Genomic DNA, 24425 nt, shown 5'->3' on the forward strand with positions numbered 1-24425 from the left:
TGCCGCCTGATCAAGCGGCGCCAGCGCGCGGGCGGGCGCGGCGGGCGCGGCGGCCGCGGCGCGCGGCGGCCGGGCTTGTGCCAAGCCGCGCCCGCAGCCGTTCGACCTCCGGCCCCGTGACGCGGAGCGGCGCATAGCCCAGCGCCTCCATGATGAGCGAAACGTCCCGCGCCTGGCCGCCCCAGGCCGGATGCAGGGCGATCGCGCCCGCGGCATTGGCGAAGGAGGCGCGATCCCCGGTATCGAGATAGCTCTCCGTCGGCAGCCCTTCGGCGAAGATCACCTCGTGCCGGGCAAGCTCGACATGGAAATAGGTGATCCGCGCTACCGCCTGCTGGCGGATGCTGGTGCCGTTGACGAGATGCTTCACCGGCACCAGCACCCCCTCGGCATAGATTGCATGATCGGGCGAAAGGATGAGATCGCGCGCCGGCAGGCCGGGGCCGAAAGCGCCGGCCGCGATCCGCACCGGTAGCACGGCCTCGGGCTCGGGATGGCGCAGGCAATCGACGCTGCGCTGGCCGATCCAGCGGATTTCCTCGCAAGGGCCGCCGAGGGTGCGCACCCGCTCGCCGACCCGCAGCGCCTCGACCGGGCGCGCCCCGGCCTCCGTCTCGAGCGCCGTGCCCTCGGCGAAGCAGGCGATGATGATGGTATTGGCGGCGATCGTGTTGGAGCCATTCGTGACGGTCAGCACCAAAGGCGTGCTCGCGGCCGTTACCGGCGAGAGCGTGCCGTTGCTGTTCACGGCGTCCTGCATCGTGATGGTATAGGTGCCGTTGCCGAGGGTGAGGCCATTGGCGATCCAATCGCCATCGGCATCCGCCACGGCCTGCATGGTGCCGGAGTGGCCGGCGCTGCCGGTGATGGTGATCAGGGCCGTGTCACCCGGATTGGTCTTGTTGGTGAAGCCATTCACCCAGCCGGCAATCGAGCCGTTGCTGGCGATCGTGCCTTGCACCGGCGCTGCCCCCGTCCACCCATAGCCGGTGATGGTCGAGTTGCCGTCAGTCCCCACATTGGAGACGACGCCGGAATTCGGATTATAGCCGGTCCAGGCGAGGCTGAGGCCGGAGGAGTCCGCGGTGGTGATGGTGTTGCTCGCCTGCGCCGTCTGTCCGGCCAGCGCCGAGAAGGTACCGCCGTTGAGCAGGCCCACCACCGGCGCATCGGGGGTGACGGCGAAGCCACTCCCATAGTTCGAGATCGACCCCGTGACTTCGACGGCGAGCCGCGGATCGAAGGAGACGGTCGTGCCGGTCGCGAAATTGACTTTGATGTTGCTGACGTATTGCGTGGTCAGCCCGGTGGCCGAGACCGAGGCCAGGCCGTCCACCTGCACTGCGCCGCTCTGCCCGGCATAGGCGGTATTCTCGATCTGCCCGCCACTGTTGGTGGTGACATAAAGGTTGAAGGTCTTGGCGTCCGCCCCGCCCGAGCCGGAGACGCCGAGCTGGTACCAGGAAACCCCGCTTGCAGGCGTCGGCAGGCCGAAAATGACCATGTAGCCGGGATTGCCGGTGGCGCCGGAAGCTGCGGCCGTATAGCCGCCATGGCCGTCTGGCGAAAGCGTCCAGTTTTGAAACAGCCCGCCCGCCGTCGCGCCGTCGAAGGTGACGGTGGTGAAGGTCGGCGTGCTGCCATTGTAGCCGGTGAGGATGCTGAGCGTGACGGTCGCATTCGCGGCGAGGCTGATGCCCTGGTTGTTGGCCACCGCCGAATAGAAGTTCAGCGCCAGGTTGTTGCCGGAATAGAGTGTGGTCGCCGCCGTGTAGCTGCCGCCCGGGGGCGCGATATAATCGGCGAGTGTCGGCGTCGTGTAGCCGGTCGGCGTCTCGCCCGGCGCGAAGACCGTGAGGTTGATGGTGGAGACATCCGCCGGCGTGCCGGTCTGCTGCACGTTGAGCAGCGGGCCGCCGGTGCTGTACTGACTCATCAAGGCATCGGAATAGGGCGAGCCGTAGGAGTTCGAGTTCTTGAAGAAGATCTGCGAATAGGGGTCCGAGGTCTGGGTTCCCGCCGGCAGGCCGAGCGTGGAGGTGACATTGCCGCCGGTGCCGCCGAAGGCGTAGGTCGGCGCCCAGTTGTTATTGTGGTTGAGGTCGATCGTGCCGGTGGCTTGCGCATTGGGGGATGTGCCGACGGAGCCGTAATAGCCGGCTGTGAGCCCGGTGAAGAACTGGGCGAGCACCGCGCCCCACTGGTTGTTGGCGCCGACCGCAACCGTCGCGAGCGGCGTCGCATCGGTCTCGTTGGCGTAGATGCTGACCGAGCCGGTCTGCGAATAGGCGTTCTGCGCGATGTCGTTGGGCGTGAGCTTGATATAGCCCTGGATCTGGCTGTCCGCCGTGGGGGCCAGCCAGAAGACGCCGTTCGTGCCATCCCATTGCAGCTGATAGGCGTAGTAGCCGCCATTGTGCCAGATGCCCGCCGCATCCGCCGCGCCGTTGAACTGGCCCGAAATCAGCACGTCGGAGGCGACGGTCGTGTTCTCCAGCGCATCGACATAGGGCAGCCAGGCGGTCTGCGGAAAGGCGCCGCCCGTCGTCAGCGTACCGCCATTGGCGGGGTTCGCTTCCGTCGGCGAGGTGGACATGCGGAAGGAGCCGGCGAGCGGCCCCTGGCTGTAGCTGTAGGTGCCGCTGCTGCTGACGTTGCCGATATCGGAGACGATCGTGCTGCCGGGAACGGCGTAGCCGACAGTCTCGCTCGTGCCGTTGTTGTAGGTGACAGAGGCTTCCATCGGCAGCGCGAAGCCATTGACGGCGGTGATATTGCCGGCATCCGAGCCGCTGTTTTTCAGCGTCACCTCGAAACTGTCATAGCTGAAGTCGTAGGCCGATGCGCTGCCGGTATTGAGGAAGGATTGATTGGCGAAATCACCGGTGCTGATCGTGCCGGTCGAGCCTGTCGATAGGCTTTGAACGACGATATAGAGCTTGCCGCCGTTCAGGGTCGGCTGCGTCGATGTCGTCAGCGGGATGCTGTAGCTGCCGCCGCTTTCAAGGATACCAGCGTTCACCAGAGTCGTCTCGCTGATGAAGCCGGTGCTGTCATAGAGCACGGCATAGGCATTGATGCTGCCCCCTGTCGTGTTCTCCAGGATCGTCTGCTCCTGAGAAGACAGGCTGAGGTCGAGCGTAGTGGTATTCGACATGCGGCCGTTCCTGTGATCGGGTGGGCCCCACCGTTGAGCGGGCCCGCTCTTATGGCATGAGCCGCAGCGGGCCACCCCGAGGGCGCCCGTGCGGCGGCGTTACAGCAAGCGGACCGATGAAAGCCCCGAACGGCGCAGCCGCGGAAGCGGCGGCCCGAGGTTCGGGGCGATGCTTCGAGGCGCTGTTCAGATTATGTCTCTACCGCTGGCCGACTATGGCGCGAACGGCCTGCGGCGAAAAGATCACGCGCCGTCATTCATCACGATGATGCGTATAATTCACGTGCTGCAACTAAAAAGGTTGCAGAAGCCTTTCGATGTAGTCGAGCGCTGGCTTGGAGAGCGAGCGATCGCCTGCGCGCGCGCGCAACTCCTGCAGGATGGCGCGCAGCCGCGCCTGCTCCGCGCTGCCGGTCGGCAAAGCCATGTCGGCGCCGATGCTCGATCCCTGGCCGTTGTCGAGCGGGCGGCCGAGCGGATCGGTCGAAGGATCGGCCGCGAAAAAGCCGAAGCCCGGCATGGCGCCAGGCTGCCCGCCCATGCCGGCGCCGCCGATCATGAAGCCACCCGCCCCGCCGGCGCCGCGCGCCAGGCGCTGGCCGATGGCATCGGCCGCTTGTTGCAGGGCGAAGAGCGCCTGCTTCTGCGCGCCGGCCGCTGCGCCGTCGGCGCCGAGGCTGAGTTGGAGTGCTGCCTGCCCCATGGCATTGCCGGCGGTGTTCCCGGCAGGGCCGAGGCGCCCGGCCATGCCGCCGAGCTTCTGCCGCAGCGCCGCCTGCGCCGCCGCATCCTGGGCGGCGGCCGGGTTGCCGCCGGCGGGCGGCGGCGCGCCCTCGGCATGGGCGGCGGCCGCGGCGGAAGCGCGGGCGGTCGCCCGGTCGAGCAGCGCAGCCTGCTGCTGCATGAGCGATTGCAGGCTGCCGAGATCCCGCGCCGCCTGGGCGCGCGCGGCCATCTGCGCCGGATTGGGGCGGACGACGCGCGCCTGCTCCAGCGCCGTGAGGCTCCGCTGGAGCGCCGCCATGGCCGCCCGCATGGCGCCGAGATCACCGGTTTTGGCGGCGGCGCGCATCGCCCGCATCTCTGCCGCCATCTGGCGGAGATCGAGCGGCTGGCCGCCGGCGCTGCCGGGGGCAACCTGCCCGCCCTCCGCCTCGGCCATCTGCATCAGGGTCGAGAGATGCTGCAGCATCGCCGCCTGCATCTGGCGCACCAGCGCCGAAAGCGCCTGCGGGCTCGCTTGCCCGCCCGCCAGTGCCTGGGAGAGGGCGGCGGCGGCGCCTGCCAGGGATTGCGCGGTATCGGCGGCATCCCCCTGCTCGAAATGCAGCGCGACCTGCCAGAGCGTCTGCTCGACGGTGGGGAGCACGCCCGGCGTGCCGTCCGCCGCCAGTTGCCAGCCCGCCGCCATCAGCGGCAGCACCGTCTTGGGCGGCTTGCCCGCGGCCAGCGCCGCCGCCGCCACTTCGAACATGGCATGTGCGCCGGCCGCCCGCAGATCGGGCGTCAGCGGGCTCGGCATCACCACCAGCTCGCGGCGGATGGCGATGGTCTCCTGCGCGAAGGGATCGTGGAAGTGCCGCTCGGGCAGCGTCACGGTCTCGATCGCGGAACGCCCGGTCTGGCCCGCCCCGTCCTCCGCCCGCAGCTGCATGCGCACCGGCAGCCCCGCCCAGGGGTTGGCGCTGAGATCGGCGATTGTGGTGGTGTCGATCGTCGCGGCCGGCCCGTCCGGCAAGGCGAGCTTGAGGACGAGCGGCGGCGCCTCGGGATGCGCGACGAGGCGGGCCCGCATCTCCGCCGCCGTCACCGCATAGTCATCCGTCGCATGCCAGGGAAGGCGCAGGCTGTGCCCGTCGGCCGCCGTGCCGGGCGGCTCGGCGAAGCCGATCTCGGGCGGCGAATCGGGCTGCACCATCAGCTTCCAGCGGGCGAGCGCGCGGCCGCCGCCGCGCAGGATATAGAGCCCGCTCTGGCCGAGCCGCGCTTCGAGGGTGAAGCTTCGCGCATCGACCGGCTTGAAGGCCGCCGCGATGCCGCTCAGCCGCGGCGGCGCGCGCAGCCCCGAGACGGTGACATCGAGGCGCGAGCCGACCGGCAGATCGAGCGTCCGCTGCCCGGCCGGCAACAGCACCGGCGGGCGGCCGGTATAGCCGGGCGGGGTGATCCAGGCAGTCACCGAAGGCGGCGGGGCGGGCGGCCCGAGCAGGGCGCCGGGGCTGATGGCGGCAGCCGCCACCAGCCGCGGCCAGATAGCGGGCCCGGCGATCCAGAGGCAGGCGAGGAGGGCCGCCAGCACGCCGCCCGAGAGCGCGAGGTTGCGCCGCCTTGCCCGCCACGGCCAGGGCAGGCCGAGGCGCGGGCGCCGCGTGGCGGCGAGGCTGCGCGCCTGATGCGCCTGCCAGAGCGCCCGCGCATCCGGCCCTGCTGCCGCCGGATCATCCTCCAGCGCGCCGAGCGGATCGTGCCGCCAGCCGGAAGCCCGGGTCAGGCGCCGTCGCGCCGCCCGCTCATCCGGCCAGGCGCGGCGATAGAGGCCCCAGGCGAAGAGCCCCGCGGCCAGCAGCAGCACAAGGAGGAAGAGGATCGCGAGGCCCTGGGCGCCGAGGCGCGGCGGCAGGCCGAGCAGCGCCGCGCAGGCATAGAGGGCGAGCAGGGCGAGCGGCGGGCCGAGGGCGGCGGCGATGCCTTCGAGGATGATGAGGCGGCGCGCGGCGCCGATCGCGCGGCGCAGCCGGCCGGGCAGGGCTCGCCCGGCTGCGGCCGAACCCGCGCCCGAAGCGGGGCGGGGCGCGGGCGTCAGCCCCCGCTTGCGCCCGAAAGCCATGCCGGCACCCGCTCGCGCGACCACAGATCGGCCACCGTCTGGCGCGGCGTGATCATCTCCCATGCCGCCCCGTCAACCAGGGCGGCGGCGGCCATCGGCCGGGCGTTGTAGGTGGAACTCATCACCGCACCATAGGCGCCGGCATCGAGGATCGCCACCAGCGCGCCGGGGCCGAGCGCGGGCAGCAGGCGGCCTCGCGCGAAGGTGTCTCCGGTTTCGCAGACCGGCCCGACGACATCGACCGGCGCGGCCGGGCCCGCGAAATCCGCCGCCGCCACCGGCAGGATGCCGTGCCAGGCCTCATACATCGCCGGGCGCACGAGGTCGTTCATCGCCGCATCCAGCACCAGGAAGCGGCTGTCGCCGGTTTTCTTCGCCAACAGCACGGAGGCGAGCAGCAGCCCGGCCGGCCCGACCAGCCAGCGCCCCGGCTCGATCATCAGATCGAGCCCGAGATGGCCGAGATGCCGCGCGATGGCGGCGGCATAATCCGCCGGCGCTAGGCCCGGCCTATCCTCGTAGCCGATGCCAAGGCCGCCGCCGCAATCCACCCGGGTGATCGCATGCCCCGCCGCCCGCAGCGCCCCCACCATGGCGGCGAGCTTGGCGAAGGCCGCCTCGAAGGGCGCGATGCGGCCGATCTGGCTGCCGATATGGGCCGCGATGCCGAGCGGGTTGAGCCCGGGCAGGCTCGCGGCATAGGCGAAGGTCTCGACCACCTCGCCCCAGGCGATGCCGAACTTGTTCTCGGCGCGGCCGGTGGTGATCTTGGCATGCGTCCCGGCATCGACATCGGGGTTCACGCGCAGCACGAGGTCGGCGCGCCGCCCTTGCCCTTCCGCGACCGCCGAGAGCATGGCGAGTTCCTCCCGGCTCTCGGCATTGATCTGGTGGATGCCGGCGGCGAGGGCTGCCGCCAGATCGGCCGGGGACTTGCCGACGCCGGAATAGACGATGTGCCCGGGGGCGATGCCGGCGGCCTGCGCCCGCGCCAGTTCCCCGCCGCTCACCACATCGGCGCCGACGCCAAGCCCCGCCATCAGCCGCAGGATCGCCAGATGATCGTTGGCCTTCACCGCGTAATGGATGCCGAGCCGGCTGAGCCCCGCCGCGTCGAGCGCCGCGCGCAGCGCCGAAACGCGCCCGCGGATGGTGCCCGCGCCATAGACCCAGCTCGGCGTGCCCAGCGCACCAGCGATCTCGGCGAGCGGCACGCCTTCCAGCATGAGGCCCGCCTCCGGCGTGAGCGCCAGGTGCGGCCGGGCGGCGAGAAGCGCGCGGCCATCCGGCTCCTGTCCGGGCGCGGGGCCCGCGAAATCGGCCATGTCTCTATTCCGCCGGATAGGGAAGTTTCGGGTAGATGATGGCCGAAGTCGGCCCCGGCGGCGTGTTCGGCCCCACCTTGCCGCAGGCGGCGAGCGCGACCGCAAGCCCCGCCAGCAGCAGCAGCGGGCGGATCATGCCGCTGCCTCGCCATCCAGCAGAGCCTGCCAGCGCGCCGCTTCGCGCGCCACGTTGGCCGGCGCCGTGCCGCCATGGCTGGTGCGCGAGGCGACCGAGGCCGAGACCGAGAGGACGTTGAAGACATCCTCGGTAATCCCGGGCTCGACAGACTGCATGGTCGCGAGATCGAGATCGGCGAGATCGACCTCGCGCGCCTCGGCCAGCGCCACCAGCCGCCCGGTGACGTGATGCGCCTGGCGGAACGGCAGCTTGAGGCTGCGCACCAGCCAGTCTGCCAGGTCGGTCGCGGTCGCGAAGCCCTGGCCGGCGGCGGCGGCCATGCGGGAGAGTTCGGGGGTGAGATCACGCACCATCCCCTCGGTCGCGGCGAGCGAGAGGGCGAGCGCGTCTGCCGCCTCGAAAACCGGCGGCTTATCCTCCTGCATGTCCTTGGCATAGGCGAGGGGAAGGCCCTTCATCACCGTCAGCAGGGCGATGAGCGAGCCCGCGATGCGCCCGGTCTTGGCGCGTACCAGTTCCGCCGCATCCGGGTTGCGCTTCTGCGGCATGATCGAACTGCCGGTGGTGAAGGCGTCAGAGAGGCGGATGAAGCGGAAGGGCGCGCTGCACCAGATGATGATCTCCTCCGCGAAGCGGGAGAGGTGGGTCGCGCAGATCGCCCCGGCGGCGAGGAATTCCAGCGCGAAATCGCGATCCGATACTGAATCGAGGGAATTGGCGGTCGGCCGGTCGAAGCCGAGGGCCGCGGCCGTCATCTGCCGGTCTATGGGGAAGGAGGTGCCGGCCAGCGCCGCCGCCCCGAGCGGGCTTTCGTTCAGGCGCCGCCTGCAATCGGCGAGCCGGCCGCGATCCCGCGCCAGCATCTCGACATAGGCGAGCAGATGATGGCCGAGCGTCACCGGCTGGGCGGTTTGCAGATGGGTGAAGCCGGGCAGCGGGTCCGCCGCATGTTCGGCCGCGCGCTCCACCAGGGCGCGCATGAGGGTGGTGATCTGGGCGGAGAGCCCGTCGATCGCATCGCGCACCCAAAGCTTGAAATCGGTCGCCACCTGGTCGTTGCGGCTGCGCGCGGTATGCAGGCGGCGGCCGGCATCGCCGATCCGCTCGGTCAGCCGCGCCTCGATGTTCATATGGATGTCTTCGAGCGCGGTATCGAAGGGAAAGGCGCCGGCCTCGATCTCCGCCGCGATGGCGCCGAGACCGTCCTCGATCGCGGCGCGCTCCGCCTCCGTCAGCACCCCGATGCGGGCGAGCATCGCCGCATGCGCGCGCGATCCCGCGATGTCCTGGCGCCACAGCCTCTGATCGAAGGTGATCGAGGCGTTGATATCGCTCATGATCCGGGCAGGGCCGGCGGCGAAGCGGCCACCCCATTGCGCGTTGGCGCCGGGCGCGGGAGTTTCGTCCGATCGCGGCTGAAGCCTGGGCTGCGGCTGGCTGATATCTGTCAAGGAGCCTATCCTAATGAGCAAGTCGGTCACACGCCGGGGGCTGATGCGAGCGAGCGGCAAACTAGCCGCCGCGGGAGTTCTGGGCAATCTCGCCTTCGGTGCCGCCCAAGCGGCGGCGCAAAGCCTCGGGCCGATCGGGGCGCTCGCGGCGCTGCCGCCCGGCACCAGCCTGCCGCCCATCCGCTTCGTCACTGGCGATGGCGCGCTCCGCAGCCTCGGCGATTATCGTGGCCAGGGCCTCGTCCTCAACCTCTGGGCGACCTGGTGCGGCCCTTGCGTCGCCGAACTTCCGACGCTCGATCGGCTGGCACCCATGGTCGCGCCCGATGGCATCCTGGTGCTGCCGATCTCCTCCGATGCCGGGGGGGCGGCTACCGTCCGCGCCTTCTACGACGGGCACGGCATCGACCATCTGCCGGTGCTGACGGACCCGGACGGCGCGATCCTCAGCGCCTGGAACATCCCCGGCATCCCGACGACGGTGATCTTCGATCGCGGCGGCACGCCGCGCGCCCGGCTGATCGGCGCGGCCGATTGGGGCACGGCGCAAGCGGTGCGGCTGGTGCGGCGCTATGCCGGCGGCGGGGATGCGCCGCATGCCGGCACGGTGCGGCTATGAGCGGGCGGGAGGCACGCGGATGAGGATGATCGGGCTGATCGGCGGTATGAGCTGGGAGAGTTCGGCCGAATAATACCGTATCCTCAACCAGATGGTGCGCGAACGGCTCGGCCCCACGGCCTCCGCCCGCTGCCTCCTGTGGTCCTTCAACTTCGCCGAGATCGAGGCCCTCCGGCATGCGGGAGACTGGCCGGGGCTGACGTTGCGCATGACGGACGCCGCCGCCCGGCTGGAGGCGGCGGGGGCGGAGATGTTGCTCATCTGCACCAATACCATGCACCGCATGGCGGTCGCGGCCGCCATGGCGCTCGCACCCTACGCCACATAGATCATCTTCCGCGTCATGCCGCCATCGGCGATGAACTCGGCGCCCGTGATGAAGCCGCTCTCCGGGCCAAGCAGGAAGGCGGCGAGGCTCGCGATATCGGCCGGCCGGCCGACGCGGCCGGCCGGGTGCTGGGCGTGGTCCTCCTCGGACAGTGCCGATCGCCGCGTGTCGATCCAGCCCGGGCTGAGGCAGTTCACGCGGATCGCCGGGCCGAGGCTGATGGCGAGCGCATGGGTCAGTGCCAGCAGCCCGCCCTTGGAGGCGGCATAGCTCTCGGTATTGGGTTCGGACTGATGCGCGCGCGTGGACGCAATGGTGAGGATCGCGCCACCCAGGGGCGCGGCGCGCAGCAGCGGGGCTGCCGCCCGGGCGAGCAGGAAGGTGCTGGTCAGATTGGTCCCTATCACCGCGTTCCATTCGTCGAGGCTGAGGAATTCCAGCGGTTTGCGGATCATGAAGCCGGCATTGCAGACAAGCGCGTCCAGCCGTCCTTCGCCGCCCGCGATCCCCGCCATCAGCGCCTGCACGTCGGCTTCCTGGCCGACATCGGTGGCCACCGTGCGGATCGCCGGATGCGCGGTCTCGCGCGGCTCGCGGTCCGCCACCACCAGGCGCCAGCCATCGACGGCCAGACGTTCGGCGATCGCGCGGCCGATGCCGCGGCTGCCGCCGGTGACAAGCGCCACCTTGGGCGCATGCGCCTGCCTTGTCGCTTCGCTCATCCGTGAACCCCCTCTCTTTGCCAGTGACCCCGCAGTGATATGGGGCGCAGCCGCGCGCCGCGAGGGGGTAGGCGCGGTCAGTCCGCCGCGCTCTTGCCGGCGGATTTCGCCGTGCCGGCGGCAGAGAGGCGGGCGCGGGTTTCCTGCAATTCGCCTTGCAGGCGCGTCAACTCGGCCCGCAGCGCGGCGAGTTCTTCATCCCGCTCCGCCGGGTGGGCGGCGGCCTGGTCCCCGCCCGCGCCGTCCTCGCCGCGATAGAAGGGGGTGAAGATGCTCATGGCGCGTTCCAGCATCGCCATGTTCTGGCGGCTCATCTGCTCCATGTCGAAGGGGAAGAAATTGCCCACCGTCTGCTGCATGGCCTGGCGCATCTGCTGCTGCTGACGGGTGAAGGTGAGCATCGTCTGTTCGAGGTAGCGCGGCACCACGCCCTGCATGCTGTCGCCATAGAAGCCGATGAGCTGGCGCAGGAAGGCGGTGGGGAGCAGGGCGCTGCCCTTGCTTTCCTCTTCGACGATGATCTGCGTCAGCACGCCGCGGGTGATATCCTCGCCGCTCTTCGCGTCATAGACCACGAAATCGCGCCCCTCGCGCACCATCGTGGCGAGATTGTCGAGCGTGATGTAGCTGGAACTTTCCGTATTGTAGAGCCGCCGGTTGGCGTATTTCTTCACCACCACGGGCGGTTTGCCGGATTGATCGGTGCCGCTTGCGGGCATTTCGGCCTGGGACATTTTCCACCTCAGATGGGCTTTCGCCGCAGGCTAGCATGAAGTCTTCGCGCCTGCGATAGATGGCGCGTGGGTGGCGGGTCGCGGCAGCAGCCCGCCTGCCGGTGCGGAACGAACGATGCGGGGCTGGGCTATGACAGCGGCATGATGAGCAGCGACGGCAAGGAGGAGGCGCGTGGCGGCGGCGGCGGCGATGCGGCGGAGCCGGAGAGTGCCGCCACGCCCTCGGCCGAGGAGTTCCGCGCGCTCGCCGAAGATTGGATCGCCATATGGCAAAGCGAAATCACCGCCTATCTCACCGATCCGGAAACCCAGGCCAATTGGTCGGCGATGGTCGCCCTCTGGGCGGAGGCGGCGGAGGCGATGATGCGCGCCATGCCGGCGATGGGTGCGGGCTTGGGCGCGGGCTGGGCCGCGCCGGCGGCGTCGCGGCCGCGCCGGCATGAGCCCGCAGCGGAGGGGCGGCCGGGCGCGCCGGCCGCGGCCGGAGACGGAGGAACCCCCGCCCGGGCTGGCTGCAGCAGCGAGCCCGCCGCCCCGGCGCGGCCCGGCGCCGGGGCCGATGCTGCGCCGGGGCCCGCGCCCGCTGCTGCTGCATCTGAGCCTCGCGATGATGAAGTCCGCCGCCTCGAACGGCGGGTGGCCGAGTTGGAGCGCCGCCTCGCTGGCCGCGATGGGCCTGCCGCCGAGGCCGAGCGCAGGCGCGCCCCGCCGGGCGGCGATCGCCGCCCGCGTCGCGGCGGGCGGAGCTGAGGCCGAGGCCCGCTTCGCCCAGGCCATTCTGGCCGAGGCCTGGGCGCAGGATCGCCGCTTCCTCGCCGGCATCGCGGCCTATCGCCGCCACGCTTACCGGCGCGAGATGCCCGAGCCGCCCGTCCTCTGGCAGGAGGGTGGCGCCCGCCTCCTCGATTACGCGCCGGGCGGCAGCGGCCCCGCACTCCTGATGGTGCCGAGCCTCGTCAACCGCGCCTATGTGCTCGATCTGAAGCCCGGCAGTTCGCTCCTGCGCGCGCTCGCCGCCGGCGGGTTGCGGCCGCTGCTGCTCGATTGGGGGGAGCCTGGGGAGATCGAGGCCGGCTTCACGCTGACCGATTACATCGCCGGCCGGCTGGAACGCGCGATGGCGGCGGTGGGCGGCCCGCTCATCCTCGGCGGCTATTGCATGGGCGGGCTGCTGGCGCTGGCCGCGGCGCTGCGCCAGCCGGGCCAGGTGCGGGGCCTCGCTCTGCTCGCGACGCCGTGGGATTTCCACGCCCCGGATGCTGCGCGGGCGCGCGCCCTCGGCGCCATGCTGCCGGCGCTGGAGCCGGTGCTGCACCGCACCGGCCTGCTGCCGACCGATCTCCTGCAGATGCTCTTCACCTGCCTCTCCCCCTTCGAGACCCAGGCCAAATACCGCCATTTCGCCGGCATGGCGGGGGAGGGGCCGGCCGCCGAACTCTTCGTCGCCCTCGAAGACTGGCTGAACGACGGCGTGCCGCTCGCCGCCCCCGTGGCGCGCGAGGCGCTCGGCGGCTGGTACGGCCACAACCTGCCGGCGCGCGGCGAATGGCGGGTGGCGGGGCTGCCGGTGCGCCCCGCTGCGCTCGGCCGGCCGAGCTTCCTCGCGATCCCGGGGCGAGACCGCATCGTGCCGCCCGAATCGGCCCTCGCCCTTGCCGCCATCATGCCGGGCGCGGCGGTGCATCGCCCGGCCTCGGGGCATATCGGCATGGCCGCCGGCCGGCGGGCCGAGAGCGAGCTGTGGCAGCCCTTGCGGGATTGGTGCCTCGGCCTCTAGGCACGGCTGATATTGGTTTCGCCCCTGGCGGAAAGCGCGGCGGAGCGCCTAGATTACCTACCGCTGGCCGCCTGGTCCGGCCGCGTCATCACGAGAGACAGAGCGGGGCCGGCACAAGGCCCCCGGGAGCATCGCCATGGACGACATCGTCATCGTCTCCGCCGCCCGCACTCCGGTGGGTAGCTTCAACGGCGCCTTCGCCACCATGCCCGCCCATCAGCTCGGCGAGGTCGCCATCCGCGCCGCGCTCGAACGCGCCAAGCTCAGCCCGGAGGAAATCGACGAGGTCATCCTCGGCCAGGTGCTGACGGCAGGGCAGGGCCAGAACCCCGCGCGCCAGGCCGCCATCCTCGCCGGCATCCCCGAGGGCCGCACCGCCTTCGGCATCAACCAGGTCTGCGGTTCCGGCCTGCGCGCGGTGGCGCTCGCCGCCCAGCAGGTGATGACCGGGCAGAGCGCCATCGTGCTCGCCGGCGGGCAGGAGAGCATGACCCTCTCGACGCATTGCGCTTACCTGCGCGCCGGCACCAAGATGGGCGATCTCGGCCTCGTCGATACGATGATCAAGGACGGGCTGTGGGATGCCTTCAACGGCTACCATATGGGCGTGACGGCGGAGAATGTCGCCCGCGAATTCCAGATCACCCGCGCCCAGCAGGACGAGTTCGCCGCTTCCTCCCAGCAGAAAGCGAGTGCCGCGCAGAAATCCGGCCGCTTTCGGGACGAGATCGCGCCCGTCACCGTCAAGGGCCGCAAGGGCGAGGTGGTCGTCGCCGACGACGAATACATCCGCCACGATTCCTCGGCCGAGACCATGGCCAAGCTCCGCCCCGCCTTCAGCAAGGACGGCACGGTGACGGCGGGCAATGCCTCCGGCCTGAACGACGGCGCGGCCGCGCTCATCGTCATGTCGGCCGCGGAAGCGGCCAAGCGCGGCCTCACCCCGCTTGCCCGCATCGCCTCCTTCGCGACCGCCGGGGTCGATCCCAAGGTGATGGGCACGGGCCCGATCCCCGCCTCGCAGAAGGCGCTGGCGCGCGCCGGCTGGAAGGCGGCCGATCTCGACCTGGTCGAGGCGAACGAGGCTTTCGCCGCCCAGGCCTGCGCCGTGAACAAGGAGATGGGCTGGGATACGGCGCGGGTGAACGTCAATGGCGGGGCGATCGCCATCGGCCACCCGATCGGCGCCTCGGGCGCGCGGGTGCTGACGACGCTGCTCTTCGAGATGGGCAAGCGCGATGCGAAGAGAGGCCTCGCCACGCTCTGCATCGGCGGCGGCATGGGCGTTGCCATGTGCCTGGAGCGTTAAGCAGGCGGCACAAGGGAGCATGGCGCAGCCGGCGTTTGCAGGCGGCGCCGCGCCAGCTTACGGTTCGCCGCCATTTTCAAGGGTGTATCGAACCGTGAGCCTGACTGCCGAACGACTGGACCGTGTGAGCCCGAGCCAGACGATTGCCATTTCCTCCAAGGCCCGCGCCTTGAAGGCGGCAGGCCGGGACATCATCAGCCTCTCCGCCGGCGAGCCTGATTTCGACACCCCTGAGAACGTCAAGGCTGCCGCCATCCGCGCGATCGAGGCGGGCGACACGAAATACACCGACGTTGCCGGCACCCTCGCGCTGCGCCAGGCGGTCGTCGCCAAATTCAAGCGGGACAGCAACCTCGATTACGCGGTCAACGAGGTCATGGTCTCGACCGGCGGCAAGCAGGTCATCTTCAACGCCATGGTGGCGACGCTGAATGCGGGGGATGAGGTCGTCATCCCCGCCCCCTGCTGGGTGAGCTACCCGGATATCGTTTCGCTCGCCGATGGCAAGCCGGTGATCGTGCCCTGCGGCGCGAATAGCGGCTTCAAGCTGCGGGCGGCCGATCTTGAAGCGGCGATCACGCCGCGGACGAAATGGCTCATCCTCAATAGCCCGAGCAACCCGACGGGTGCGGCCTATTCCGCGGACGAGCTTCGCGCGCTTGCCGATGTCCTGCTCCGCCACCCGCATGTCTGGGTCTTGACCGACGATATCTACGAAAAGCTCGTCTATGACGGGTTCGAATTCGCGACCATCGCCCAGGTCGAGCCGCGCCTGCGCGAGCGCACGCTGACGATGAACGGCTGCTCCAAGGCCTATGCGATGACGGGCTGGCGCATCGGCTTCTGCGGCGGGCCCGCCGCTCTGATCAAAGCAATGGACAAGTTGCAGAGCCAATCGACCTCCAATACCTCCTCCATCTCCCAGGCCGCCGCCGTCGAGGCGCTGAATGGCCCGCAGGATTTCCTCGAGGACTGGCGGCGGACCTACAAGGCGCGGCGGGATCTCGTGGTCTCCATGCTGAACGAGGCGCCGGGCCTGCACTGCCTCACGCCGGAAGGCGCCTTCTACGTCTTCCCGAGTGTCGCCGGCTGCATCGGCAAAACCAGCCGCTCGGGCGCCGTCATCCACGATGACGAAGCCTTCGTGACCGCGCTGCTGGAGGAAGAGGGCGTCGCCGCCGTGCATGGCGCCGCCTTCATGTTCCCCGGCCATTTCCGCATCTCCTACGCAACCGATACAGAAAGCCTGCGCGAGGCTTGCACCCGCATCCGCCGCTTCTGCGAAGGTCTGGTGCCGGCGGCATGACGGGCAGCGCCCTCCGCCGCCCCGCGGCCCGCGGCACGCATCTCATCTACCTCGCGGCGGGGCTCGTCTCCTGGCCGATCGCGGCGGTCGCCATCTATTGGGGCTTGCGCTTCGCGAACAGTCTGGCGAGCGTCGCGCCAGGCTCGCCCGCGGGTGGCAGCCCGCCCCCGGGCGGCATCGGCTTCGGCGCCGCGCTCCTCTATGCCCTGCCGGTCGCCGCCCTCATCCTGTTCTCCGGCTGGCTACAGAGGAGCCGCGTCTAGCATGCCGAGCCCTGGCCTTGCGGAGCGGCTCGGCCGTGCCGAGACCGCCGCCGCCGTGCAGATCTCCACCCGCGCCCGGCAGATGCGGGCGGCGGGGCATCCGATCATTTCGCTCGCCATCGGCGAGCCCGATTTCCCGACGCCCGAGATCGCGATCGAGGCGGCCGCCCGCGCCGCCCGCGAGGGGCTGACGAAATACCCGCCCGTCGATGGCCTGCCGCTGCTGAAGGAAGCCGTGCGGCGGAAATTCGCGCGCGATCAGAAGATCGATGTGCCGCTGGCACAGATCATGGTCTCGAACGGCGGCAAGCAGGCGATCTTCAACGCCTTCGCGGCGACGCTCGATGAGGGTGATGAGGTCGTCATCCCCGCGCCCTACTGGTCCTCCTACGCGCTGACCGCGCAATTCCTCGGCGGCGTCGCGGTTCCCGTCTCCTGCCCGGCGAATAACGGCTTCCGCCTGCGGCCGGAGGATCTCGATGCCGCCATCACCCCGCGCAGCAAATGGGTGGTGCTGAACGCGCCGAACAACCCGACGGGGGCGGCCTATTCGGCTGAGGAGCTGCAGGCTTTGGCCGAGGTGCTGCGCCGCCATCCGCATGTCTGGATCTTTTCGGACGAGATCTACGAGCATCTGCGTTATGACGGCGCGGGATCGGTGAGCCTCGCGGCCGTGGCACCTGATCTCGCCGACCGCACGCTCGTCATGTCCGGCGTCTCCAAAACCTATGCGATGACCGGCTGGCGCATCGGCTTCTCGGCCGGGCCCGAGCCGCTCATCCGCGCGATGACGGTGGTGCAGAGCCATGCGACGGCCGGGATCTCGACCGTCGGCCAGGCCGCTGCCGCCGCCGTGCTCGATGCCGAGCAGGGGATGGTCGCCGGGATGGTCGCGGCCTATCACCGTCGGCGGGATCTGGTGGTCGCCGCCCTTCGCCGCGCGCCGGGGCTTACCTGCGCCGTGCCGGAAGGCGCCTTCTACGTCTTCCCCTCCGTCGCCGGCGCGCTCGGCAAGACGAGCCCCGCTGGGCGGGCGATCGAGACCGATCGGGATTTCGCGATGGCGCTGCTCGAAGAAGCGCATGTCGCGACGGTGCATGGCGCGGCCTTCGGCATGAGCCCGCATCTGCGGCTATCCTACGCGACGGACGATGCCTCGCTCGTCGAGGCGTGCGAGCGCATCGTCACCTTCTGCGGCAGCCTCGCCTGAGGCGAGGGCGGCGCTAGGCCGTCGCTGCGGCCTGCGGCGCCGCGCTGCCGCCGCTCCCGGGGGGCGTCACGCCGCGCCGCATCTCGGGCAGGAACAGCACCATCACCAGCATGGCCAAGGCCCCCGGCAGCGCCAGGAAGAGGAAGGCCGCGTGCAGGCCGAAAAAATCCGCGATCCAGCCGGCGAGCGTGGTGCTGATGGTGGCGCCGAGGCTCGCCGCCAGGCCGAAGGAGCCGATGGCGAGGTTGAGATAGCCGTTCTGCCGCGTGAGATCGGCCGCCATCAGCGGGATCATCACCCCCATGACGGAAGCCGCCGCGCCGTCCAGCAGCTCGATCGCGACCAGCGTATAGGGGCCAGGGTCGAGCGTGAGCAGCAGCGCGCGGGCGGGCAGGCAGGCGAAGCCGAAGAGCAGCACCGGCCGCCGGCCGATCCGCTCGGCAAGCGCGCCGATCGACGGCGCGACCGCGAAGACCACCGCCTGCAGCGCGATGATCGATCCGGTGGCGGCGATATCGCCGGCCCGCGCGCTGCGATGCGCCAGCGCATTGAGGGCGAGGGGCAGCATCGCCGCATTGGCCAGGGTGAAGAGGGTGACGCAGATGGCGAAGACATGCATGTGCGAGGAAAAGAACACATGCCAGAAGCGCGCATCCCGCTGCTCGGCCGGCAGCAGGGCGGGGTGCGGCGCTTGCGCGGGCGGCGGGCAGGCAGGCACCCGCACCAGGGTGAGGCAGAGGAGCGCCGGCAGCAGCAGGGCGGCCGAGAAGAGGAAAGCCGCCATCACCGAGAAATGGTAGGCGATGAGGCCGAGCAGCGCCGCCGTGCCGGCATTGCCGACCGAGGCATAGCGCTGGTTCCGCCCGACATGCTCGCCGAAGGCGGCATGGCCGCCGATGCAGAAGGTGAGCGCGGCGATGGCGGGCGCCAGCATGGCGCCGGCAAAGCCTTGCAGGATCAGCACGAAGAACACTGGCAGATGCCCGGGCCAGGAGGCCAGCAGCACGAGCCCGGCGGCAAGCGCGCCGAGCGCCACGGCGCAGGCCAGACGGCGCTGCGTGATATGATCGACGAGGAGCCCCGCCGGCACCTGGCTCACCACCCCGGCGATCGAGCCGAGGCTGAGCGCGAAGCCGACATCCCCCTGCGTCCACCCGGCGCGGGCGAGATAGACCGGCAGCAGCGGCCCATAGCCGGTTTGCAGGCTGGCCGAGAAGAAGTTGAAAACCCTGAGGCCGAGCAGGGAGGCGGGCGGCGCCGCGGGTGCGGCCCCCGCGGGTTCCGCTCCGGCGGGCGTGGCGAAATCCTCGGGCGAGGCGACGGCGGGCGTTTCCACGGCGTGTTCTGGGGCCTTCTGGCGCGTTTGCGCATCAGATGATCTTGTCTTGCGGCGAAGGGCAAGGGCAGCATGCGGGGTGGCACGCCTCGGCGCCGCGCAACCCGCCCCGCGCTTTGCGGGCGAAGCGATGGCGGGCAGGAAGGCCGGCGCCGGGCGATAGGGGGAGCTTGACCGAATGGCGGATCTGGCGGGCGGCTTCCCGCCCCGGCTGCTCACGGCGCGGGAAGCCGGCGCGGCGGGCGACGGCGCGCGGCTCGATACCGCGGCGATCAATGGCGCGATCGCCCGCCTCGCCGCGGCGGGCGGCGGCACGCTGGTCTTTCCCGCGGGCCGCTATCTCTGCCATTCCCTGCATCTGGCGAGCGGCATCCATCTGCATCTCGCCGCCGGCGCGGTGCTGCTGGCCGCCGATCCGCCGCCCTCACCCGCCGCCGGCCCCGGCTACGATCCTGCCGAGGAGCGGCCGCCGATCTGCACCGCCTATCAGGATTTCGGCCATAGCCATTGGCGCAACAGCCTCATTTCGGGCATCGGGCTGGAGCGGATCGCCATCAGCGGGCCGGGGCTCATCTGGGGGCGCGGGCTGGTCAATGGTGATGAGGAGCCCGGGCGCCTGCCGGCGATGCAGGCCGGGGTGGGGAACAAGGCGATCGCGCTTCTAGGCTGCCGCGACGTCGCCCTCTCGGGCTTTTCGGTCCTCGCAGCGGGGCATATCGCGGTGCTCGCCACCGGCTGCGCCGATGTTGCGATCAGCGGCCTCGTCATCGATACCAACCGCGACGGCATCAACCTCGATGGCAGCCGCCGGGTAACCGTGCAGGGCTGCCGCATCAATTCGCCGAGCGATGATGCGATCTGCCTCAAGAGCAGCCTCGCCCTCGGCGTGCCGGCGGCTTGCGAGGATATCACGATCAGCGGCTGCACCGTCTCGGGCAGTTGGCAGATCGGCACGCTGATCGACGGCCGCCGCCTGCGCGCCCATGGCGGCCTCAGGGAAAGTTTCGCCAATGTCACGCATCACACCGGGCGCATCAAATTCGGCACCGAATCGAACGGCGCCTTCCGCCGCGTGCGCATCAGCGATTGCCGCTTCGATTTCTGCCGCGGCCTCGCTTTCGAGACGGTGGACGGCGCGGGCATCGAGGATATCGCCGTCGAAGGCATCCGCATGCGCGGGCTACGCCATGCGCCGCTCTTCATCCGGCTCGGCGCCCGGCTGCGTGGCCCGCCCGGCCTCGCGCCCGGCTTCTGCCGCGGCATCCGCATCCGCGATCTGGAGGCAGATCAGCCGTGGTCGGCCATGCCGATGATCGTCGCCGGGCTGCGGGGCTACACGGTCGAGGATGTGCGGCTCGAAAATGTCACCCTCCGCGCGCGGGGCGGCGCGCCGCCCCGGCTCGCGCGCTTGTGTCTGCCCGAGGCGGCGGCCGATTATCCTGATCCCGAGATGTTCGGCGTCGATCTGCCGGCCGCCGGCCTCTATGCGCGGCATGTGCGGGGGCTCGAACTCCGGCGTTTCCGCCTCATTTCAAGAAGGCCCGATGCCCGGCCGCTCGCCTGGCTTGCGGATGTGGAGCGGCTGCGGCTCGATCTGCGCCAGGTCTCGGGGCTGCGCCCGGGGCCCATCATCCGGGCGCGCGGAGCGGTGCCGGGGCTCAGGCTCACGGCTGGAGGGAGATAACGGCGATGGCGGACAAGGCAGGGTTCGGGGCGCTCGCTCCCTTCTTCTGGCCCGGCTGGCATCGCGGCCAGCTGCTCGCCCTTTCGGGGCTTGATGGCCAGACCGATTACGAGGGCGGCCTCGTGCTCCGCACGGAAACCGCGCCGGCGGCGATCCGCGTCGTCTATCCGGCTGAGGCGTGGCTGACGCTCGCCGGCACCGTCACCGAAGCCTGTGTCTCCTGCGATCTCGTGCTCGCGCGGATGGAGGGCGGCGGCCTGCTGCGGGGTGCGATGCTCGATGCGCACCACCTGCTGCTCGAAGGCCCGGTGGCGCTGGCCGCCGCGCCGGGGCTCGATGAGCGGCTCGCCGTGCGGATGGCGGGGGAGCGGCTGCTGATCGGCGCCGCGCCGCATTTCCAGCCCGCGCTGATCGAGGCCGATCTCGATGCGGCCCTCGCGGCGCGCGCCGGCTGGCTGCTCGGCCAACCGCTCGCCCACCGCTTCACGGGCGTCCGCCGGCACGCGGTCTTTCGCGCCCTCTCCATCATGAAGGGGCAGGTTTCCGCCCCCGAAGCCGCCATTCCGCTGCGCTGGACGACGCCCGACCGCTGGCCGCACAAGGATATGTGGCTGTGGGATTCGATGTTTCACGCCATCGGCTGGCGGCATCTCGATCCGCGGCTGGCGCAGGAGATGATCGAGGCGGTCTTCGCCGGGCAGAAGCCCGATGGCTTCGTGCCGCACCAGATGTCCCCCACGCGCCGGCCCTCCGAGATCACCCAGCCGCCGGTCCTCGCCTTCGGGGTCGCCATGGTGGAGGCGGCCAGCCCCGACCCTGCCTGGATCGCGCGCCTCTACCCCAAGCTCGCGGCCTATATCCTCTGGGATCTCACCCATCGCGACGGCGAGGGCGATGGCTTGTGCGAATGGTTCATGGAGGGCGATCCGCATTCCCGCAGCGGGGAGAGCGGCATGGACAATTCCCCCCGCTTCGACTTCCATTACCCGACGCCGCTGGCGGCGACCGATTTCAACGCCTTTCTGGCGCGCGAATGCCAGATCCTCTGCGACTTTGCCGAGCGCCTCGGCATGGCGTCGGACGCGAACCTCTGGCGCGCCCGGGCCGATCGCCTCGCCCGGCTGATCGAGCGGCACCTGTGGTCGGAGGAAGCGGGGCTCTATTGCGATTACGATGTCGAGGCGGGGGAGCGCTCCCCGGTGCTGGCGAGCGCGGGTTTCCTGCCCCTCTTCGCCCGCGTGCCGGGGCTCGATCGGGCACGTCGCATGGCCCGCCTGCTGGACGAGCCGGGCTTCTTCGCCACCGCCGTGCCGGTGCCCTCGATCGCCGTTGCCGATACCGCGCATTATGCCAAGGACATGTGGCGCGGCCCGGCCTGGATCAACGTGAACTGGCTGATCGCGCAGGGGCTCGCCCGCTACGGCGCGGAGGACGCGTCGCTGGCCGAGCGGGCCGCGGCGCTCGATGCGGCGAGCCTCGCCGTGATCGAAGCGGCCTGCGCCCGGCATTCGACCTTCTTCGAATATTATGACGATCGTGGCGAGGCCGAGCCGCCGGCGCTGCTCCGCAAGGGGGAGTGCAACCCGGCCAATCCCTTCCGCCAGGTGATCCACGATTACGGGTGGACGGCGACGCTCTATCTCGATCTCGTCGCCCGCATGGGCGAGGAGGGCTGAGCGCCTCGCCGGCCGCGCCTCGCCGGCCGCGCCTCGCCGGCCGCGCCTCGCCGGCCGCGCCTCGCCCGCGGGCGAGGCTTCTGCTATGGCATGCGCCATGAGCCTGTTCGTCGCCCTCGTCATCATCGCGGCCGCCGGTCTGCTGGCCGCCGGCACCAGCCTTTGCGTCCATCGTTACGTGCATGTGGAACTCCGCCGCCGCCATCATGAGATCGGCACCGCGGTCTTCCTCCAGCTTGGGGTGATCTTCGCCGTGCTGCTCGCCTTCGTCTTCAGCGAGGTGTGGAGCGAGTATAACGACGCGGCGAGCGCGGTGGAGATGGAGGCCAAGGATCTCGTCGGCGCCGCCATCCTCGCAAGCGCCCTGCCGCCCGCCGAGGGCGTGCCGATCCTGGTGGCGGAGCAGACCTATATCCGCGGCGTCCTGCATCACGAATGGGCGCGGATGCAGGATCGTCGGGCGGAGGAAGGCAGCGTCTCCTCCCGCCTCGCGCGCCTCATCCAGGCGGTGGTGCGCTTCCATCCGGATAATGCCGCCGATCTCGGCACCCGCAGCCAGCTGCTCACCTTTCTCGAACGCGCCGAGGTCGATCGCTCGACCCGCCTCTTCCAACTGTCGAGCGGGGTGCCCGCGCTGCTCTGGTGCCTGCTCATCGGCTTCGGCCTCGTCCTCGGCGCTTTCGTGACCCTCGCCGGGGTGGAGAGCGGCTTCGCCCTGGTGAGCTTCGCGGTGACTTTCGCGACCGCCATCGCCGCCATCCTCATCCTCATTCATCTGCTCGACTATCCGTTCGAGGGGGCGCTCGCCCTCAACCCGCAGCCCTTCACCCTCGCCCTCGATCGGATCGGCGGGCTGATGGCCAATGGATCGTGAGGGGCGGCCGATGCTGCGCGTGACGGAACTGAAGCTCCCGCTCGACCACCCGCCCGAGGCGCTGCTGCCGGAACTCGCCCGGCGGCTTCGCGTGGCCCCCGATTCGGTCATCGCGCATCGCATCATCCGGCGCGGGCATGACGCGCGAAAACGCTCCGGCATCGAACTGGTCTATACCGTCGATGTCAGCCTCGCCGATGAAGCCGCCGTGCTCGCCCGCGTGGCGGAGGATCGCCACATCGCCTGGGCGCCGGACATGACCTATCATCTGCCGGTGCGGGCGCCCGAGCGCCTGGCGGAGCGGCCCCTGGTGATCGGCGCCGGGCCCTGCGGGCTGCTGGCGGCGCTGACGCTCGCCCGCATGGGCTTCCGCCCCATCCTGCTCGAACGCGGCAAGCTGGTGCGGGAGCGGACCAAGGATACCTGGGCGCTGTGGCGGCGCGGCGTGCTGACGCCGGAATCGAACGTCCAGTTCGGCGAAGGCGGCGCCGGCACCTTTTCCGACGGCAAGCTCTATTCCGGCATCAAGGATCCGCAGCATCTCGGCCGCCATCTGCTTGAGGTTTTCGTCGCCGCCGGCGCGCCGGAGGAAATCCTCACCGTCAGCAAGCCGCATATCGGCACCTTCCGCCTGGTGACGGTGGTGGAGAATCTGCGCGCCGAGATCGAGCGGCTGGGCGGGGAATATCGTTTCCAAAGCCGCGTCGTCGCTTTCGATATCGCCGAGGCGGCGGATGGCGCGCGCGCCATGCGGGGCGTGGTTCTGGAAAGCGGGGAGCGGATCGCCGCCCGCCACGTCGTTCTCGCCGTCGGGCATAGCGCGCGGGATAGTTTCGCCGCGCTGGCGGAGGCCGGCGTCGCGATGGCGGCGAAGCCGTTTTCGATCGGCTTTCGGATCGAGCATCCGCAAGCCATGATCGACCGCTGCCGCTTCGGCGCGCAGGCGGGCCACCCGCTGCTGGGCGCGGCAGATTACAAGATCGTGCACCACGCCCGGAACGGCCGCTCGGTCTATAGCTTCTGCATGTGCCCTGGCGGGCAGGTGGTGGCCGCCACCTCCGAGCCCGGACATGTGGTGACGAACGGGATGAGCCAGTATTCGCGCGCCGAGCGCAACGCCAATGCCGGCATCGTGGTCGGCATCACCCCGGCCGATTATCCGGGCGGGCCGCTCGCCGGTATCGCGTTTCAGCGCCATTGGGAGCGCGAGGCCTTCCTCGCCGGCGGCGGCGATTATCGGGCGCCGGCGCAGCGGGTCGGGGATTTTCTCGCCGGCCGCGCCTCCACCGGGCTCGGCGCCGTCATCCCCTCCTACAAGCCCGGGGTGACACCGACCGATCTCGCCGGCTGCCTGCCGGATTACGCGATCGCCGCGATCCGCGAGGCCCTGCCGGCCTTCGATCGACAGATCAAGGGCTTCGCGATGGAGGATGCGGTGCTGACGGGGGTGGAAACCCGCACCTCCTCCCCCTTGCGCATCGGGCGCGGGCGGGATTTCCAAAGCCTCAACACGCGCGGTCTCTACCCGGCCGGCGAGGGCGCGGGCTATGCCGGGGGCATTCTCTCGGCGGGGGTGGACGGTATCCGCGTCGCCGAAGCCCTGGCGCTTGCCATGGTGGGGGAGGAAGCGGGCGAAGAGGGGCGGAGCCCCGCCCGCGCCGCCGCTGTCTGAAGCGGCCGATGGGCCT

Annotated in this window: 20 protein-coding genes; 12 read left to right on the plus strand and 8 right to left on the minus strand. The window is 70.5% G+C overall.

Annotation, left to right across the window (positions count from 1 at the left end):
• Positions 1 to 10 precede the first annotated feature (10 nt).
• The 5 genes from ACYQ7X_RS01330 to argH form a co-directional block, all read right to left on the minus strand.
• Positions 11 to 3157, minus strand: a complete 3147-nt coding sequence (locus ACYQ7X_RS01330) for a Hint domain-containing protein (RefSeq protein ID WP_459695015.1) — start codon at positions 3155 to 3157, stop codon at positions 11 to 13.
• 292 nt (positions 3158 to 3449) lie between these two features.
• Entirely contained in the window at positions 3450 to 5984 is a 2535-nt protein-coding gene (locus tag ACYQ7X_RS01335; RefSeq protein ID WP_459695016.1) for a DUF4175 family protein, read from the minus strand.
• A complete protein-coding gene (lysA, locus tag ACYQ7X_RS01340) occupies positions 5957 to 7309 on the minus strand; it encodes a diaminopimelate decarboxylase (RefSeq protein WP_459695017.1) in 1353 nt (450 codons plus the stop codon). Before lysA ends, ACYQ7X_RS01335 begins: the two co-directional genes overlap by 28 nt.
• 4 nt (positions 7310 to 7313) lie before the next feature.
• Entirely contained in the window at positions 7314 to 7445 is a 132-nt protein-coding gene (locus ACYQ7X_RS01345; protein WP_459695018.1) for an LPS translocon maturation chaperone LptM, read from the minus strand.
• Complete coding sequence (argH, locus tag ACYQ7X_RS01350; protein ID WP_459695204.1) at positions 7442 to 8890, minus strand: argininosuccinate lyase; 1449 nt, start codon at positions 8888 to 8890, stop codon at positions 7442 to 7444. The genes ACYQ7X_RS01345 and argH overlap by 4 nt, the downstream gene beginning before the upstream one ends.
• 22 nt (positions 8891 to 8912) lie before the next feature.
• Here argH and ACYQ7X_RS01355 point away from each other — a divergent pair, with 22 nt between their 5' ends.
• Together ACYQ7X_RS01355 and ACYQ7X_RS01360 are read left to right on the plus strand one after the other, a co-directional pair.
• Positions 8913 to 9518: a TlpA disulfide reductase family protein gene (locus ACYQ7X_RS01355; RefSeq protein WP_459695019.1), complete on the plus strand. Its 606-nt coding sequence runs from the start codon at positions 8913 to 8915 to the stop codon at positions 9516 to 9518.
• Positions 9519 to 9609: 91 nt separating this feature from the next.
• The gene (locus ACYQ7X_RS01360; RefSeq protein ID WP_459695020.1) at positions 9610 to 9846 is read left to right on the plus strand and encodes a hypothetical protein; all 237 of its coding nucleotides are present in this window, start codon (positions 9610 to 9612) and stop codon (positions 9844 to 9846) included.
• Here ACYQ7X_RS01360 and ACYQ7X_RS01365 read toward each other — a convergent pair.
• Positions 9834 to 10568 carry an SDR family oxidoreductase gene (locus ACYQ7X_RS01365; protein WP_459695021.1) on the minus strand — a complete coding sequence of 245 codons (735 nt, stop codon included), beginning with the start codon at positions 10566 to 10568 and terminating at the stop codon, positions 9834 to 9836. The genes ACYQ7X_RS01360 and ACYQ7X_RS01365 overlap by 13 nt on opposite strands.
• Before the next feature lie 77 nt (positions 10569 to 10645).
• Positions 10646 to 11302 (minus strand): polyhydroxyalkanoate synthesis repressor PhaR, encoded by a 657-nt coding sequence (phaR, locus tag ACYQ7X_RS01370; protein ID WP_459695022.1) that lies wholly within the window; start codon positions 11300 to 11302, stop codon positions 10646 to 10648.
• 141 nt (positions 11303 to 11443) lie between these two features.
• Here phaR and ACYQ7X_RS01375 point away from each other — a divergent pair, with 141 nt between their 5' ends.
• From ACYQ7X_RS01375 to ACYQ7X_RS01400, 6 genes are all read left to right on the plus strand, one after another.
• Positions 11444 to 12052, plus strand: coding sequence for a hypothetical protein (locus ACYQ7X_RS01375; protein ID WP_459695023.1), 609 nt, complete (start codon positions 11444 to 11446; stop codon positions 12050 to 12052).
• Positions 11973 to 13079, plus strand: a complete 1107-nt coding sequence (locus ACYQ7X_RS01380) for an alpha/beta fold hydrolase (RefSeq protein ID WP_459695205.1) — start codon at positions 11973 to 11975, stop codon at positions 13077 to 13079. Before ACYQ7X_RS01375 ends, ACYQ7X_RS01380 begins: the two co-directional genes overlap by 80 nt.
• A gap of 136 nt (positions 13080 to 13215) precedes the next feature.
• Entirely contained in the window at positions 13216 to 14388 is a 1173-nt protein-coding gene (locus ACYQ7X_RS01385; protein WP_459695024.1) for an acetyl-CoA C-acetyltransferase, read from the plus strand.
• Between the two features lie 94 nt (positions 14389 to 14482).
• Positions 14483 to 15694, plus strand: coding sequence for a pyridoxal phosphate-dependent aminotransferase (locus ACYQ7X_RS01390; RefSeq protein ID WP_459695025.1), 1212 nt, complete (start codon positions 14483 to 14485; stop codon positions 15692 to 15694).
• A complete protein-coding gene (locus ACYQ7X_RS01395) occupies positions 15691 to 15957 on the plus strand; it encodes a hypothetical protein (protein ID WP_459695026.1) in 267 nt (88 codons plus the stop codon). Before ACYQ7X_RS01390 ends, ACYQ7X_RS01395 begins: the two co-directional genes overlap by 4 nt.
• 1 nt (position 15958) lies before the next feature.
• Positions 15959 to 17167 (plus strand): pyridoxal phosphate-dependent aminotransferase, encoded by a 1209-nt coding sequence (locus ACYQ7X_RS01400; protein WP_459695027.1) that lies wholly within the window; start codon positions 15959 to 15961, stop codon positions 17165 to 17167.
• Positions 17168 to 17180: 13 nt separating this feature from the next.
• Here the strand turns inward: ACYQ7X_RS01400 and ACYQ7X_RS01405 are convergent, their stop codons facing one another.
• Positions 17181 to 18503 carry an MFS transporter gene (locus tag ACYQ7X_RS01405; RefSeq protein WP_459695028.1) on the minus strand — a complete coding sequence of 441 codons (1323 nt, stop codon included), beginning with the start codon at positions 18501 to 18503 and terminating at the stop codon, positions 17181 to 17183.
• 178 nt (positions 18504 to 18681) lie between these two features.
• Here ACYQ7X_RS01405 and ACYQ7X_RS01410 point away from each other — a divergent pair, with 178 nt between their 5' ends.
• The 4 genes from ACYQ7X_RS01410 to ACYQ7X_RS01425 all read left to right on the plus strand — a co-directional run bounded on the left by ACYQ7X_RS01410 (position 18682) and on the right by ACYQ7X_RS01425 (position 24409).
• Positions 18682 to 20187: a rhamnogalacturonidase gene (locus ACYQ7X_RS01410; RefSeq protein WP_459695029.1), complete on the plus strand. Its 1506-nt coding sequence runs from the start codon at positions 18682 to 18684 to the stop codon at positions 20185 to 20187.
• 5 nt (positions 20188 to 20192) lie between these two features.
• Entirely contained in the window at positions 20193 to 21863 is a 1671-nt protein-coding gene (locus ACYQ7X_RS01415; RefSeq protein ID WP_459695030.1) for an amylo-alpha-1,6-glucosidase, read from the plus strand.
• Positions 21864 to 21960: 97 nt separating this feature from the next.
• Positions 21961 to 22737, plus strand: coding sequence for a bestrophin-like domain (locus ACYQ7X_RS01420; RefSeq protein ID WP_459695031.1), 777 nt, complete (start codon positions 21961 to 21963; stop codon positions 22735 to 22737).
• Positions 22738 to 22747: 10 nt separating this feature from the next.
• Positions 22748 to 24409, plus strand: coding sequence for an NAD(P)/FAD-dependent oxidoreductase (locus ACYQ7X_RS01425; RefSeq protein ID WP_459695206.1), 1662 nt, complete (start codon positions 22748 to 22750; stop codon positions 24407 to 24409).
• Positions 24410 to 24425 lie beyond the last annotated feature (16 nt).

It is taken from the genome of Acidisoma sp. C75 (genome assembly GCF_054665095.1).